Here is a 15,130-nt window from a genome sequence, read left to right on the forward strand (position 1 = left end):
CTTTATAATGTATTGAATCTCTTCAAATGAATTAACAAAGGTTTCTAATGCCGCGAATTTGTTTTCTCGTTCCCGTTCTTTTATGCATTGTCTTTATCACATCAACAACTAAAGCACATACAATAACCAACCAAAAACTTACAACTCTTGAGAAAGCAACATCTGCTTATAGTAAAGCACTTAAAAATGCCGATGCAAATGCCATCTTAAATGCTATTCCTCCCCAAGTCATCAACCGCTTAACCGCCAAAAAAAATCTTAATCAATCACAATTTCTACAAATCATGAAAAGCCAAATAGAACGGTTGGCAGAAAGTTACAAGATTGAAACGATCAACATTGATCAAAAACAAAAACGTGAAGGTACCCTTGATAATGGTACCCCTTATTTTGTTATACCCGTGGAGCTTGTAACCACAACAAATGCTGGAAAAAAATGCTCTATTCAAACTGAAATTATTGCCCTACTTCACGATAACCAATGGTATTTTATCCGTGGCAATGACGAAGCGCTCTTAACCATAACCAATGAACTATTTCCTGGACTTGATAAAGTAAAAACCAATCCTCAAAAAGTCACAAAAATACTCTGAGCGAAAAGAATGCACGTAAATAAAAGATTTTCCCCTATAAACAAGTTGTAACAATTGTAGCAGCAGCATTAAATTCAACTTTTTTATGAGCACGGCGTGCTATTGTTTCTTTATCCGTTCCCCATTGCTCCATCATCCAATCTTCATCTAAATGGGCAATAGACCAAGCATGGTCAGCATCAATGTTTCCCGCTGCAACAGCAAGAGCAATGAGAGCAGATCCCGTTAATGTTGTCATCATATGAAGTGCAGCAAGCATATAAGCAGACTCAACTCTACGTAAATAATTACTGACTGCTTGAAGTGCTTCTGGTGATTGTTCCACATGCATCAGCCCTTCTGTCAAATAAAACCTTGCACCCAGTTTTTTTTCTGCCCAATCTAATAAAGGATCCCATTGCTTAGATTGTTTTTGCACCAACTCTTTAGGTGTCTGTGCACGATAAAAGATCATATCACATGCAACGAAACGCAATAAATCTTCAAAAACCACCTGCATATCATCAGCGATACCATCAATAACAGTATTAACCAAACGCGTCATCGGCATTTTTGCAGGATCAACAACGTGCTTTTGGTTCTCAAATTCCTGAGCAACATATTCAGCAAACACTTCTGTTGGCACATGAAAATGACGCCTTGCGGGCGTTTTTACGGGACGTTCATCCAACAAAATCGTAAAGCCGACCTCCTCACAAGCGATCTTCACTTGCTTATAAAACCGTTTTGGGTGTGATTGGCATGAAAGATTTTGAATCTTTTGAACAGAACTCTTCTTATTCAATGGCATATCAAAATGATCCAAAATCTCACGCATATTTGTTTACCTCTGATCTTTTCAAAAAAACGACTGTTTCTTTAGGTTCTGTAGCTTCAATAAGGTTTAATCTGACCTTCTTAACGATTCCAAAGAAGAAAAAAATCTTGCCAATCTCAATCTGATTTAAGAGTTATATTTCATGTTTCTTTTACAAACAAGACAATGATGATTGCCTTTTATATATTTAATACAATCATAATAGTAAAACAATTTTTAAAAGTATTATCTTAATTAAGAAGTTAAATATATTGAGTTTTATGGCAAAGATGTTCACGCCTTACCAATTTGCTTATTATTCACCTATAATAGTATTATCAATATGAACAGATTCAAAAACGCTGCTCATCCAAAAAATGATAGAGCAGTGCGGTTTACGTGTCATTCACCTTCGCTTAACCATTTCAATAATTCTCTAACATATCCAATAAATACCCTGCATAGAATTTTTCCTGCTCAATTACTCCCCTAAACGACGATGTTTTACGGCATGATAGAATAATGAACAGACAAAATTATAATTGTAAATTTTCTTTCATATATACATTATTTTATAAAGCACTAAATTATTTAACGCATTGTTCTTGATATACTCTACATATTACACTATTTTAAATTTAGGCATATTTTTATAAAGAATAGAGATCATGCAATCTGAAAATAATACTTTTATCTATACACTTGGCCCTGCAGATACTAACTGTGCAGCAGCAGAACAATAGTGGCTTAACAATCACAATAAAAATATTTTGTCCACTGACTCGAGATCCCGTATTATCTTATACGCAACTCTTGAAGAAGCATTTAATGAACTTGCTCAAAAAAAAAGATGCTTATCTCTTAAGCTGTGCTGCTTACCCTGATTTGCATACACTCATATTTACCCGTTTAGGTGATATGCAATTATTTGACAGCTTTATCATGCCTACTCACTCTATGGTTTTAGCTAAACGCAATAACGCTGATGAAATTAAAACCGTAGCGACTCATCCTGCCCCACAATCTCTGGTAGCTCATCAATATGACAAAGTATTTGCCAACAGCAATGCTGATGCAGCCGTTCTTTGTAAGGCTGAAAAAGCCGATGCTTGTATCACAACATCGGTTGCGGCAAATCGCTATAAGCTGAATATTGTTGAAAATTTTGGACAAGTGCCAATGGCCTTTTTGCTCCACTCGCTAAAGTCAACTCATCATGAAAAAATCTGAAGTGCTTCTTTCCATTGTTAACTTGGTTGACAAATTCCGTATGCGCCAAGAACGAAATGGGAGCATTAAGGAACCAACTTCAGCAGATAGTGATATGATCAATAAATTGATCACTCTGCTGAACCACCATGCTAATATTCTTGATGGATTATCTCCAAAACTTTTAGCGATCATTTCTGATGATCTTCTTCAGTGGATGCTCAGCGGTTTAACGCCCCCTCCTCAATTTGATAACACTTTGGCTGCTTTCAAAGCCCCATTACCAGATGCTCCCTTGTTTTTCTTGGCTCCAATGCGTGCAACAAATGGACCTGATCCAGAAGGATTCCGGCTGGAATTAGTTACAGGATATCGTCATGAAACGGCCTATCTTTCTGACGCCTCGAAATATACAAATAATTATGTATCACCATTTCAATGTATAAAAATGGGAATAGCATCAAAGGGATTTTTAGAAGGCAAGTTCTATTCCCAGAATCTGTAGCGACGGCTCAAAAAATTGATAAGCAAGCATTTGCTTTGTTTTTTTTTCAGTAAATTCTTTGATATTTACAACAAGCAAACAATTGTGGAAGCTGAACCTTTACTCGGTCGAGACAGTAAATTCCTGCTCGGTCAATTGCAGAGTCGTAACTTATCTAAAGAAGACATTTACGATGCTCGCTGTTTGTGGGGCTATTATCATGACTATGCACATCATACCGGACCGCGGCCATTGGATAAAAATCTGTATATAAAATTAAATTGGTTTACAGGTCTTCTAGAAGAAACTAAAGCTGGTTTAATTATAGTGCGTATTATGCTACAAAATCATCCAAAATTTTGGAAAGAAATAACTGAATTTGTCCTATTAGAACGCATATTCCGTTATCCAAAAGATTCTGATCAGCATATGACATTCGATGCTAGTACAGGGATCTTGCTTTTTGAAATATTGATGCGGAACAAAGCATTGATTGAAACAAATCAAGGTTATCTTCAATTTGATTTGGAGCGTCTTGAAAAAGTAATAATATTGATGATAGCAGATATAGAAACACTTGAAGCATTAGATGATGACGCTTATTTGGCAGGAGCTAAGGATTATATCCAAAATAATCTTGGTAAGCCGCAAACTTCACAGTCACGATTTAATTTTTCAACATCATATTATGCACAGCGAGTGATTAGAGGATTAAATCATTGAGTTTCATAAAAGGACGGTTATTATTATTTACTTTTACTATTCTAGCATTGTTTTCCATAAGTTGGTTATTATCTAAGAATTTGGTTAGCAATATACCCGTCATGCATGCGGTTGGACTTAGGTTGTTTTCCACCGCTGCTACCTTATGGCTGATTGCAGTATTTCGTGAGAAAGCTGTTTTCAGATCCATACCATTACTTTCCATGATACCTTCTTTTTTAATTCTCTCAGTGTTAGGATTCTCGTTATATTTTGTATGCAGCTTTGGTGCATTAAAATCACTCAAAGCCAGTGATTTAACCATGGTGCTCGCTACTATTCCAGGAATTACTTATATATTAGGTGCATTGACAAATATCCTTAAATTCTCATGGCTGAAGCTTAGTGGAGTGATAATTGTCAGTGTAGCAGCTGTAGCATTCAATATAAACAGTGGAGAAAGTGGATACAACCTAATAGGAATAGCTCTTGCTTTAACAGCAGCCCTTTCTTACTCTGCTTATGGCTTATTGTCTAAACGTTATCTTAAAAATTTACCTTTGCTCACCTCACTGGCTTGGATCACGACAATTTCTGCAGCATCATTTATGCCATTATTTATTTTTGATCCTGCCCCACTCTTCTATCTTAAGTTAGAAGATATATTTAAAATATTGATTTTAGGAACTGTTTGCTCGGCACCAGTTTACGTATTATATCAAAAAGTTTTAGCCGAAGGAGGCGTATTATACGCCAACACTATCGGCGTATTATCCCCTTTTGCAGTGGTTGTATGTGAATGGATAATCGGCTCGAGCCCTTCCCTCAATATGATCAAAATAATTGCTATGATTGTAGTTGTTATAGGGATGACACTCTTATTTATAGATGCATCAAAGGTATCTACATGGCAACAGAAACGTCGTGCCCAAAATTCCAAATTTAATGAGGAAACAAAATGAAAAAACTCGCGTTAGTTTGCCAACGCAATGCAAAATTACCATTTATATTTGAAGCAGCACAAGCAGCTAATATCGAATTAATAATGATCTATGATACCGCTGAAAGCGCTCCCACTCAACACCCCGCAGCAGTCACTTCAACTTGGCAACTTCCTGTTTTTGATAACCCAGAGGCAGCTCTAGACACTTTTGCAACAGGAGCAAAAGAACGCAATATTGCTGGGGTTATGACCCTTCGCGAAGAAGCCATCCTATGGACAGCTTTGGCTGCAAAAAAAATCAATACTCCAAGTATTGAACCAGAAGTAGCAGCATTAACCAGAAATAAATATCTCATGCGTCAAGCTTTCGCTAAAGCAGGCTTAAGAACACCAGGATTCTTTTATATAGATCATCCAGAAGACCTATCAAAAACACAAGCCTTGGATTATCCAGTCGTTATTAAACCCGTCTCTGGATGGGCAAGTGCAGGCGTCATGTTAGCTAAAAATTCCGCTGAACTTCCTGATCTCATTAAAGCCGTATGGAATGTTCAGCATAAAGACATGGCACGTTTTAATGATAAAAGTAAACCTGTAGGCTTAGTCGTAGAACAGTATTTGCCAGGAAAAGAATTTGTCGTAGAATGCTTTGTTGATACAGCAGGTGTACACGTTCTATCCGTTGGAGACAAGGGACAGCCTGAGGGACCATGGTTTGAAGAAACAATTTATCGTCAACGATGTGATATAGATGATCCTTTAATTATTGCTTTATGTGAGGCTGCATGCTCTGGAGTTAAAGCTCTTGGTATAAATATGGGTGCTGCCCATGTAGAGCTACGCCTAGATGCTAATAATTTACCTTATATCATTGAGATAGGCGCTCGTATAGGTGGATCAGGTGTTTCCCATTTTATTGTTGAGCAAGGCACAGGAATTTCATTTGCAAAACTATGTATGAATGCCGCTTTAGCTGAAAAAAACTTAGACCTTCCCGATATACTCCCAGCTAAAAAAGTGGCGGCAAATTATATTATTCCTCTTCATGGGTATGGACGGTTTTCTGGATTTTCAGGTCTAGATAAGGTTGCACAGCATCCTCAAACCGCCAGAACTATCATTTTCTTTGAAACCAATCACATTTCACCACCTCCACCAGCATTTGGTGGATATCCTGGTTTTATTTTCTCTGTTCATAACTCAAACGAAGAAGCACGCAATTACCACAAATGGCTCGATGACACCTTAAGCATCATATGGAAACACCATGTTTATCAATAGCCCGATAAAGATATTTTTACTGTCCCTGAACTTTGATATAAATCTTATCGATACAAACGAAATTACAATGCGAATGCAATTGCCTAAAACTTTGCAAACGTTTTTCCATTAAAGATGCATATTTAAAAAAAACAGGAATTGAGGAAGATATAATCTACTTTTACACCCCATTTTAATAAAAGCTCTTCAATGTTTCTATATTTGAAACAATAATAAGAACTTATGAACGATTTTTTTGATACGATCAACCTCTTCTCCCCACGTCTTAAAAGAAGAAAAAAATCTTATCTCCCCACTTTGATATAAAACTTATATTTCATATCTATTTAACAAATAAGACAATGATCTTGTTCATATATTCAATACAGCCATTAGAACAATTTTTTTAAAGGATTTATCTTTATTAAGAACTGAAGATATTGAATTTGATGTTAAAAGTGATCATGCTTTACCACTTTTCTTATTATCCATCGACAACAATGCAAACGATACGAACAGCTTCAAAAACACTTTTTGCAAAATTTTAAAGCAAAAAAATACGCATCATCCACGAAACGATAGAGCTGTATATTGCATATATCCCCTCCTTTGCTTAACAGCAAAAGCTTTTAATCAACAGTCAATATCTCCCTGCCTTTCATGATTGATATCAGCGACCTCAAACGCCAGTCTTTACAACATGATAGGATAATAAGGCTACTATTTTAAAAAGCTGATGACAAACACATCCCCAATATTTATAGCAAAAATAACACAAATAGATTTACAGTCTCATTATCATTTTTTTTGAAGCATTTAAGCTCCCCTATCAATCAGATAAAAAATAAATCAACGTGATCCTTCCATACCTATTAAAACACATGATACCATTATTAAAAGAAGCAATTAAAATTCTGCATCATCAATGGTTTAAATCACGACAATAAAACAAAACTTTAAAAATCACATTTATTATTTTTAAAAAGATTTATTAAAAATGATAGCGCAAACCACCAGAAAAATGAACTCCAGAAAAACCAGCCTTGGTTAACCTATGCTGATAGCTAAGATCACTGTGAAGTGTAACTTTAGAAGAAAACTGCGCATTGATACCCAAACCTGTTTCTAAGGAAGAACCGAAAGAACCCAACTGGAAAACATCTTTAAAATGAACAAATTGTTCTTTATCAAAACAATGAGCAAAATGAATATTGCCATAAAAAGAAGTGATCCAATCCTTATCAGAGGCTGTAAATGTTTTACTTAAACGCCCACCAACACGCACAAACCATTGATCTATTTTTTTCATCTCAACATCAAATCCATCAATATCACGAAACTTATCAAATTGAAGATGTTGATAAATAAGCTGAAGTTGTGGATCAAAAATAAGATCTTTATATCCTGTCATAGACACTTTACCAGCAGAAAACGACACGTTCAAAGGATTTGCTTTTAATGTCGCCGTCTTACCCCAAACACGGCTACGCACATCCCCTTTAAACAAACCATAAGATAAAAGACCGTCTACGTAAAAATCAGTGTAATGTTTCACACTAGCATATGCCGTAAATGACCATTTATTAAACGTACTCTTTTGACTTTGTTCCACGTTATGAGGTTGTAAGGAAAGCTTTCCATAGGTTCCCATAATCCCAAAAGATGTCGTACTATATGCACCCTCTATTGTTTTGAGCAAAATATCTGTTTTTATAGCGTTATAATCAACATGACCATCGTACCCATATTTAAGTGTAGAAAGATCTGAGACATAACGATAACTCCCACCATAACCGTGGACAGATAAAGCAAAGTTCCCTTCAACTTTTAATAATTTACGAGGAATAGACCGCCTAACTTGCAACTGCTTTTGTTGATGACTAATATCCATGAGCCCAACATGAAACAAAGCATTTGGTAACAAAAGATAGGTCAGAACTTGTGGAACAACCTCTCTGACCTTTAACTCAGAAGGGGGAATAGCAGACACCTCTAAAACAGGCTGAATATATTTACTTTCAAGGCGAAAATCCCAAAAATCTCCATCTCCTTCAACCAATCTTTGAGAAGTTTGTGCATTTCCAAGAGCAGAAGCTGGACCATACGCATGAAGATAATATTGGTAAGGCAAACCCTCTAATGCGATATAAGCACGATTTAACTGAAAAGAATCCTCTGCCGCTTTTCCAGAAACCTGAATAAGTGAAATACTATGAGCATTTTCACCGGTTGCTATCTCACCCTGATTTCCTGCAACAAATTGCACATAAACTGTTGTTTTTCCAGAAACATCACCATGTATTAAAAGCCGATCAGTTTTTGTATTATCGAGCAAACCATCACTACTGAGATACGTATTGAGATAAATATCTGCCCTATCTTGCGCACTATAAACTTCTTTTTCTCCCTTCCCAATATGAAGTGTCTGATACTCCTGAAACATTGGAGTCTCAAAAGCAATAAAACTATCAGAAACTTTCACAAATGAAATAGACGAACTTGTACGGTTTGCAACTTGCAAATCGATCTCTCTTCTTTTTGTCAAAAACCATTTTGATCCCCTTGTTAAATAAAGCTCAGCAATAGAATCATCGGCAACACGAGTCCCTCCTATCAATGAAGAAGAATTAGCCAAAATCGCTACACTTCCCCCTTTTTCAGCTGTTAATAATAAGTCACCAAAAATTTTTGTACCTTCTGTTACTCCAATATAAATACGACTGTTATGACTATGAACAGCTGTCCCATCTGGAACCTCAAAAATCGTCCTTTTCAAAAAGACAAGCCCCTGTTCATACGCATCATTTTCCCCATCCCTCTCAAAATACATACCTTGTTTGTTACCTATTGCTTTAATTGTTGAATCTTCAATATTAACCCGCGAAATTAAAATATTTCCTTCCCTGCCGTTATTGGATGGCGTGTTAGAATCTTGTCCAACTGTTAAAATATGAACATCAGTAGAAATAATATTCGTATTTTTTACATAAACAGAACCCTGATGTTTTACATTGAAAACTGTATGTATAATTTTTTCATTTGTATTTTCTTTGTCTTCTGTTTTTTGATATTTTGAAGCAATGGTAACACCATCTAAAGTCGCACTCCCCCCTCTCCCCACATAAAGCGCAGCAGCATCATTCACATCAATAAATCCACTTTTCATCTGAATACCCGCATCAGCACTAACGAAAAGAGCACTCTCTTGACCGATACCCAAACCTTCCACTTTAATTTTTGTATTCGTTAACGTAACAGATGCTCCTCGCTTCTCTGCATAAGCAGCAATCTGAGAAGCCTCAATTGTTCCACGATTAACCTCAATCATTCCACTATCAGCTTTAAGACCTATTGATACATTTTTAAAAGCTGAATCGCTCAAAACAATTTTTCCCCCTTGTGATACAAAAACACCATAAATATCTTCTATACTTGCAGTCCCTTCAACCTCTACACGCATTGCCTCAATAACTGTATTTGGCTCCTGTACTACTATAGCAGCAGGTAACATGAGAGAACGATCCTCCCCATTCTTTTTTTTAACAGGCGCCGTGAATTTATATACTTTATCACTAATTGTATGCTTTGAACCATCACTGCATTCATAAGGTAATTTGTTTTTGTCACATGACAGCGATGTATATGAATGAGAATGTGCCTCAATATTTATATTTAACAAAAAAGAAAAAATAGCTGCTGTAAAAACGCACGAATACAAGTGATTGTTAGATACCTTGACTATCATTGTTTTTCAAAACTTTCTTTTTTCAACAAAAACAAAAAATGCTGGCAAAAAAATAAACCACAAATTAAACACAACAAGAATAAAACGAACAAAATTATTTTATTTTTATGATAAATTACAGCATTCAATAATATGTTTTGTGTTTTATGTAAAGAAAGAACAAAAAGTTTAAAAATACCATTTAGGAGGACAATCCCTCTAAAGAAGGCATCTCAAAAACCGCTGAAAACTGCAATTACAAAAGGCCCAAAAACCAATCTTAAAAAAACGTGAAAAAATGCGAATTTTGAAGAGATATAATATTCAATTTATCTCACCACCGAAAAATAAAAATACAACAAAATGAGAATAACTTCTAAGATTAAACGATTAAAACGTTTTAATAAAACACAGCAAAAAAAGATACAGTATACGAAATCTATAACCGCATCATCTCTTCAACTACAACAAAAAAACAAGAAATTGCACACTAATGTATAAGCTGATGTACACAATTTCTATATTAAAAATGCTAGATATCTAACAAAGAAATTTGAATAAATAAAAAACTTCTCCTAATACCCTATCATCAATGATTTGAATTAATAAATGTAATATTTTAGATCTTTTGATAAAATCTAAAATACAGTAAAACACTCACCATTCTGAACTTTAAAAACACCAAAATAAAATTTCATCAAAATTAGCTCTATGAAAGCTATCTGTTTATTATCGTTAAGGAAGATATTTTAGCAAAGCTATTATTTGCCATTCTTTATATTGAATAAATTTCTCTAAACAACAACTCACTCTCCTCCGCTAGCATCATCTGACAACAACACTATTGCCAATCTCGTAGCTGATGAATATAACTACATTAGAGACAAAAGAGCTATATTTCTCTCTTCTCCCGTTTAATATGTTTATTTAATTATTGCTTTAAAAATTAACGTTCTACTGTTGATGATCACTTGTGCAAAGCTTTTTTTATTTTCTGGCGCTTTTTATCATTTTCAAAACGTAACATCAAATCTCGCTCTTGTTTTGTCGAATTGGTTACACCAAAAGTATCATTGTCCATAACCTGCTGATACCCTGCTACCATTAAATTGACTAAAAATGAATCACTTCGCGGCGTTGATGAAAAATAGATTCCCTTTGAATCTTGTAATTTGTACCGATAACCTGCTTTAGTCATGCACTCATAAACTGCTGCAAAATCACTTGCACGCGAATCCATATTTTCAGAAGAAACGTAGATTGGTTTCCATCCACGTTTTAACAGTGCTTGTTGAACCATAGATTTATTGACACCAGGCTTTTCCCATCATGCCAATATCGATGGGGGAGGTTTGCTAATACACCCAGCAGAGCTTAATAAAATTATAGCAATCAATAATTTCAATGTTTTTTTCATTTCCCCCTCCGTCAATATTTACGATAAAAAAGCCTATAAGCCTGTGCTAATTTTTTCACATGTAAGATTGCTAGTCTATTGAGAAAAACAATCCCGCCCCCTTGCGAGAACAAAAATATAAGGATTATTGATTACAACAGCATCAATATTTAAGGTTGACATTCGGGCTGCTCTTTGTTCTCTTCACAATGAGGACTATTCAAGCGCCTCTCTACACTTCGCTGAGGAATAACAGCATCAGGCTGACAAATTGGAAGATTTTCATACTTTTCACACCACTTTACCCTTCCCAATTTATCTTGGAAACCTGCTTTTATCATGCATGCATTCACAGACTCTTCTGCATTGAATCTCTCATCAGTACTTGTTTCTGTATCAAGACGACCATCAAGATACTGTATTCCACACTCTAACAGAGCTTTTTTTATCTCAAGTTGATCAGCACCAGACTTTTCCCATGCATCTACAGCTGTTTGAGAAGGCTTTTCTGGATAACATCCAGCCATAACAAATAGGGTCATCCCACTTAATAATTTTAAAATCTGCTTCATTTTCCTATCCTTGAATAATTTGATATTATGAAACAATCCATAAATTACTTTACATGCTGTTTTTTCACTTCCAAAATAACGATGAACATTATCAACCTTCATGGTTATTTATCTCTTTCCGATAATTATGCCACCGATATTATATCAAAAATACGGTAAAATTATTACTAAAATCATCTATCTATCAACGATATGCTTATAATTATTATCAATATTTTGATTACAACCAAAATAGATATTTTATATTATTGCGCCAACAGTTGTAGTCCCCATAAATAAATAGCATTGACATGCTGAATTAAGCCCCCCGCGTACGGGTATGAGAAACATGAAGGTAGGGATTGTGATCGTCACAAACAGCAAGACTTAAGGTTTGCATTCAGGTGCATTTTTATATTTTTTACAAAAAGGGCTGTTCAAGCGCTTCTTGACACTGCGCCTCGGGATGACAGCGCCTGAACGACAAATCGGGAGATCTTCGGCTTTATGATTCTCGCACCAAGTCCCTCCCCCCACTTTATCACGAAATCCCGATTGAACCATACAGGCATCAATAGTTGCCCATGCATTGTAGCTGAGTTTTCTGTTTTCTGGATCGGCATCAATAAGGCTTGGCATACCACGTTCTAACAAAGCTTTTCCTACCTCAGTAAAATCAGTAACACCATTTTTCTCCCACGTAGCCACCTCTCCTGGAGGAGGTTTATTAAACTGGCACCCAGCTATACCCAATAGAATTATCGAACTTAATAATTTTAAAGTTTGTTTCATTTTTTACTCCATGATTTAATTCAAGGCTTTTGTTCTAAATGAAATGTGCCATAAAACTTTTGGCATTTATAATCCACATCTCCAAGACAGGTATGGGAATTTATGGGATTTGTAGCCACTCTCTACCATTCTATCAAAAAGTTACTACCAGCAGGTATTGTCTCGTAGGTATAGCCATTACCGCCAATCCATCGGCTTACAAAGTCATATCTATACCTATCAAAAACCTGTTTCATGCGTCTGTGAATGGCTGCTATGATGGTCTGTCATGCCAACAATCGTCATACTTTCCCCCATTACATTGATATCTTGACCAGAAATCATATGAGAAGCAATAATCGTAGCATCTCATTGTACATCCATATCAACATTGCCTGTTGCCTCAAGGATAGAGAGAATTGTTGTTGTGTGTGTTCAGAGCTATCAGACGATTTCTCATGCAAAAAGCCACTTGATGACGACTGTTTTTGCTGATCGTAGTGTTCTTGAACACCTTTTATGGTAATATTGAATAATTTTGCACCGAAATACAGTTGCGGAGTGCATTTTGTCCGCCTCCACTTGTGATAAAAATTACTCTTGTATCAATATTAAAAAAATAAGTTTGATCCTTCCTCTTGTGAAAGCAATAACAATCTTAAAACTGTCACACGTTCATTGTTCTCTTTAATTTACTCTTCTATGAGATTTTATTGTAATACCTTGCTGCTGTTTATTAAAGTTTTTGTAAAAACAATGATACAATGCCTCATGTAACTTTGTTATCCACTATTTTCTACCAACGCCAATCCTCTTTGAGAAAAAATACATAAAGAACTTTATCTTCGCTTCTAAAAGCAATAGTAATTTTCTAAACAACAAAATTTAAACAACCAATTTTTTAAAGAGCCAAAAAACAATTCTTACAATAACTTCTTTCGTGAAACAGAACTTCATTAATACGTTTAGAAAAAGATATCTGCCTATAATCATGTATCTGGTAAAATCTATTTGCACTGTTAGGCATTTTAACCTGAAAGACTTATATTGATGGCACAGCTCACCATCAAAAAAACGCCTAATATTTATATGATTTTGTCGTTACCGTAAACAATGGCTCACAAAAACTTCCAAAGCAAAATAATAACGAGCAGATTTTTTCAATCTAGATTGTTCTAACCTTTAGAGAAAACAATCAAACACCTGTTCTCCTGATGACATCAGCTATTTGTTTTGAGTTTTTTCTCTATTCACATTTTATTCAGCTTCTTTTGCTTAAAATTATGAAGTTTAAGTGCATAGAAACAAATAACAAGCCAAGCAATCCAAATAACACCTATAATTAAAACTGGTCGTGTCTCATCGAAATACCATAGGAGAATAAAAATAAAAACCATAAATAAAATAGAAAAAATCGATCCTATTGGCCAAAATGGAATGGGAAATTTTAAACCATTCTGAGCTTCTTTAGGCATCTTAATTCGCATAAAAAATTGTGACAGTAGAATCATCATCCAAACAAAAACTGTCGCAAATGTTGCCATTGCGGCAATAAGAAAAAAAAGCTTTTCATGATAAAAATAATTAAGGACAGCACCAAGAAGAAAGATACCGAAGATCATCAAAATAACAAAAACTGGTATACCATTTTTTGATAAATATTGAAACTTTTTTAAAGCATAACCTTCCTGCGATAAACCATGGATCATACGACAAGCACCATACATTCCACTATTCATTGCTGAAATAGCCGCTGTAACAACAACAATATTTAAAATATTTGCTGCATACGAAATCCCAAGATTTTCAAAAATGGATACAAAAGGGCTATCCATAAGACCAATCTCATTCCAAGGATAAAGAGACATTAAAATAGCTAACGTCATGACATAAAAAAGCAAAATACGAACTGGAGTAGAATTAATTGCCTTTGAAATCGTTTGATGAGGGTTTTGAACTTCCATAACTGCCATGCCAATGATTTCTATGCCACCAAAAGCAAAAACAACAACACTAAAGCAAGCTAAAAAACCAAACCAACCATTGGGAAAAAGTCCACCATTTTTCCATAAATTATGAACAGTAACGGTAGAAAAATCTGCACCTTCACCCCACCCACAAAAAATAATTGCTATTCCTAAAATAATCATCGCAATGATAGCGATAACTTTAATAGAAGATAGCCAAAACTCTAGTTCACCATAGACTTCTACAGCCGCTAAATTAATACCTGTGATGATTAATGTAATACTCAGTGCCCATACCCAAGGAGCAACATCAGGATACCAAAACCCCATATAAGTCGCAAAAGCTGTAATATCAGCCAAACCAACAAGAATCATCTCAAATACATATGTCCATCCCGTTAAAAAACCTGCTAATGGTGATATGTAATTTGCCGCATAACGAGCAAAAGAACCAGGCAATGGATTATGAAGTATCATCTCTCCTAGAGCCCGCATAACCATAAAAATAGCTAAACCAGCAATACAATAGGCAATCAAAACACTGGGACCCGCAAGCTTAATTGCCTGTGCAGACCCATAAAAAAGACCTGTTCCAATAGCAGAACCAAGAGCTAAAAAAATAACTTGGCGCTTACTCATACCCCGTTTCAGTTCATTTATTGCCATTTCTTTCCTTACTTTTTGAAATGCTGACAATCCACACCACGATAACAGCCCTATGATAAATAAAGCCT

11 protein-coding genes and 2 pseudogenes are annotated in these 15,130 nt (G+C 35.3%); 6 read left to right on the forward strand and 7 right to left on the reverse strand.

The genetic code is table 11. The features are described 5' to 3' along the window. Positions 1 to 47: 47 nt before the first annotated feature. Complete coding sequence (locus ACFIQC_RS02900; RefSeq protein WP_375621407.1) at positions 48 to 593, forward strand: hypothetical protein; 546 nt, start codon at positions 48 to 50, stop codon at positions 591 to 593. 34 nt (positions 594 to 627) lie between these two features. Here ACFIQC_RS02900 and ACFIQC_RS02905 read toward each other — a convergent pair whose 3' ends face one another. Continuing rightward, positions 628 to 1,410, reverse strand: coding sequence for an ATP12 family chaperone protein (locus tag ACFIQC_RS02905; RefSeq protein WP_375706710.1), 783 nt, complete (start codon positions 1,408 to 1,410; stop codon positions 628 to 630). A gap of 807 nt (positions 1,411 to 2,217) precedes the next feature. Between ACFIQC_RS02905 and ACFIQC_RS02910 the strand changes: the two genes are divergently transcribed. The 5 genes from ACFIQC_RS02910 to ACFIQC_RS02930 all read left to right on the forward strand — a co-directional run bounded on the left by ACFIQC_RS02910 (position 2,218) and on the right by ACFIQC_RS02930 (position 6,008). Further along, positions 2,218 to 2,619, forward strand: coding sequence for a prephenate dehydratase domain-containing protein (locus ACFIQC_RS02910; protein WP_375706711.1), 402 nt, complete (start codon positions 2,218 to 2,220; stop codon positions 2,617 to 2,619). Further along, complete coding sequence (locus ACFIQC_RS02915) at positions 2,606 to 3,103, forward strand: hypothetical protein (RefSeq protein ID WP_375706712.1); 498 nt, start codon at positions 2,606 to 2,608, stop codon at positions 3,101 to 3,103. Before ACFIQC_RS02910 ends, ACFIQC_RS02915 begins: the two co-directional genes overlap by 14 nt. Before the next feature lie 84 nt (positions 3,104 to 3,187). Next, entirely contained in the window at positions 3,188 to 3,805 is a 618-nt protein-coding gene (locus ACFIQC_RS02920) for a DUF6421 family protein (protein ID WP_375706713.1), read from the forward strand. A gap of 80 nt (positions 3,806 to 3,885) precedes the next feature. Then, on the forward strand, positions 3,886 to 4,746 hold the full coding sequence (locus ACFIQC_RS02925) for a DMT family transporter (RefSeq protein ID WP_375706730.1): 861 nt from the start codon (positions 3,886 to 3,888) through the stop codon (positions 4,744 to 4,746). Further along, positions 4,743 to 6,008, forward strand: a complete 1,266-nt coding sequence (locus ACFIQC_RS02930) for an acetyl-CoA carboxylase biotin carboxylase subunit family protein (RefSeq protein ID WP_375706714.1) — start codon at positions 4,743 to 4,745, stop codon at positions 6,006 to 6,008. Before ACFIQC_RS02925 ends, ACFIQC_RS02930 begins: the two co-directional genes overlap by 4 nt. Before the next feature lie 970 nt (positions 6,009 to 6,978). On the opposite strand, the gene ACFIQC_RS02935 is transcribed toward ACFIQC_RS02930, so the two are convergent. From ACFIQC_RS02935 to ACFIQC_RS02960, 6 genes and pseudogenes are all read right to left on the reverse strand, one after another. Beyond that, the gene (locus tag ACFIQC_RS02935) at positions 6,979 to 9,732 is read right to left on the reverse strand and encodes an autotransporter outer membrane beta-barrel domain-containing protein (protein ID WP_375706715.1); all 2,754 of its coding nucleotides are present in this window, start codon (positions 9,730 to 9,732) and stop codon (positions 6,979 to 6,981) included. 946 nt (positions 9,733 to 10,678) lie between these two features. Next, positions 10,679 to 11,128: pseudogene (locus ACFIQC_RS02940) on the reverse strand (hypothetical protein). A 149-nt stretch (positions 11,129 to 11,277) separates the two neighbouring features. Next, positions 11,278 to 11,679: a hypothetical protein gene (locus tag ACFIQC_RS02945; RefSeq protein WP_375706716.1), complete on the reverse strand. Its 402-nt coding sequence runs from the start codon at positions 11,677 to 11,679 to the stop codon at positions 11,278 to 11,280. A gap of 366 nt (positions 11,680 to 12,045) precedes the next feature. Continuing rightward, on the reverse strand, positions 12,046 to 12,450 hold the full coding sequence (locus ACFIQC_RS02950; RefSeq protein ID WP_375706717.1) for a hypothetical protein: 405 nt from the start codon (positions 12,448 to 12,450) through the stop codon (positions 12,046 to 12,048). 222 nt (positions 12,451 to 12,672) lie between these two features. After that, a pseudogene (locus ACFIQC_RS02955) lies at positions 12,673 to 12,959 on the reverse strand (hypothetical protein); the annotation flags it as partial. 720 nt (positions 12,960 to 13,679) lie between these two features. Continuing rightward, the gene (locus ACFIQC_RS02960) at positions 13,680 to 15,062 is read right to left on the reverse strand and encodes an amino acid permease (protein WP_375706718.1); all 1,383 of its coding nucleotides are present in this window, start codon (positions 15,060 to 15,062) and stop codon (positions 13,680 to 13,682) included. Positions 15,063 to 15,130 lie beyond the last annotated feature (68 nt).

The sequence above is a fragment of the Bartonella sp. AA126HLJHH genome (assembly GCF_042197425.1).
GTDB lineage: Bacteria > Pseudomonadota > Alphaproteobacteria > Rhizobiales > Rhizobiaceae > Bartonella.

Coding starts and splice junctions, on each gene's coding strand:
- ACFIQC_RS02900 (WP_375621407.1), top strand. CDS start 48: ATGCCGCGAATTTGTTTTCTCGTTCCCGTTCTTTTATGCATTGTCTTT.
- ACFIQC_RS02905 (WP_375706710.1), bottom strand. CDS start 1,410: ATGCGTGAGATTTTGGATCATTTTGATATGCCATTGAATAAGAAGAGT.
- ACFIQC_RS02910 (WP_375706711.1), top strand. CDS start 2,218: ATGAACTTGCTCAAAAAAAAAGATGCTTATCTCTTAAGCTGTGCTGCT.
- ACFIQC_RS02915 (WP_375706712.1), top strand. CDS start 2,606: ATGAAAAAATCTGAAGTGCTTCTTTCCATTGTTAACTTGGTTGACAAA.
- ACFIQC_RS02930 (WP_375706714.1), top strand. CDS start 4,743: ATGAAAAAACTCGCGTTAGTTTGCCAACGCAATGCAAAATTACCATTT.
- ACFIQC_RS02935 (WP_375706715.1), bottom strand. CDS start 9,732: ATGATAGTCAAGGTATCTAACAATCACTTGTATTCGTGCGTTTTTACA.
- ACFIQC_RS02945 (WP_375706716.1), bottom strand. CDS start 11,679: ATGAAGCAGATTTTAAAATTATTAAGTGGGATGACCCTATTTGTTATG.
- ACFIQC_RS02950 (WP_375706717.1), bottom strand. CDS start 12,450: ATGAAACAAACTTTAAAATTATTAAGTTCGATAATTCTATTGGGTATA.
- ACFIQC_RS02960 (WP_375706718.1), bottom strand. CDS start 15,062: ATGGCAATAAATGAACTGAAACGGGGTATGAGTAAGCGCCAAGTTATT.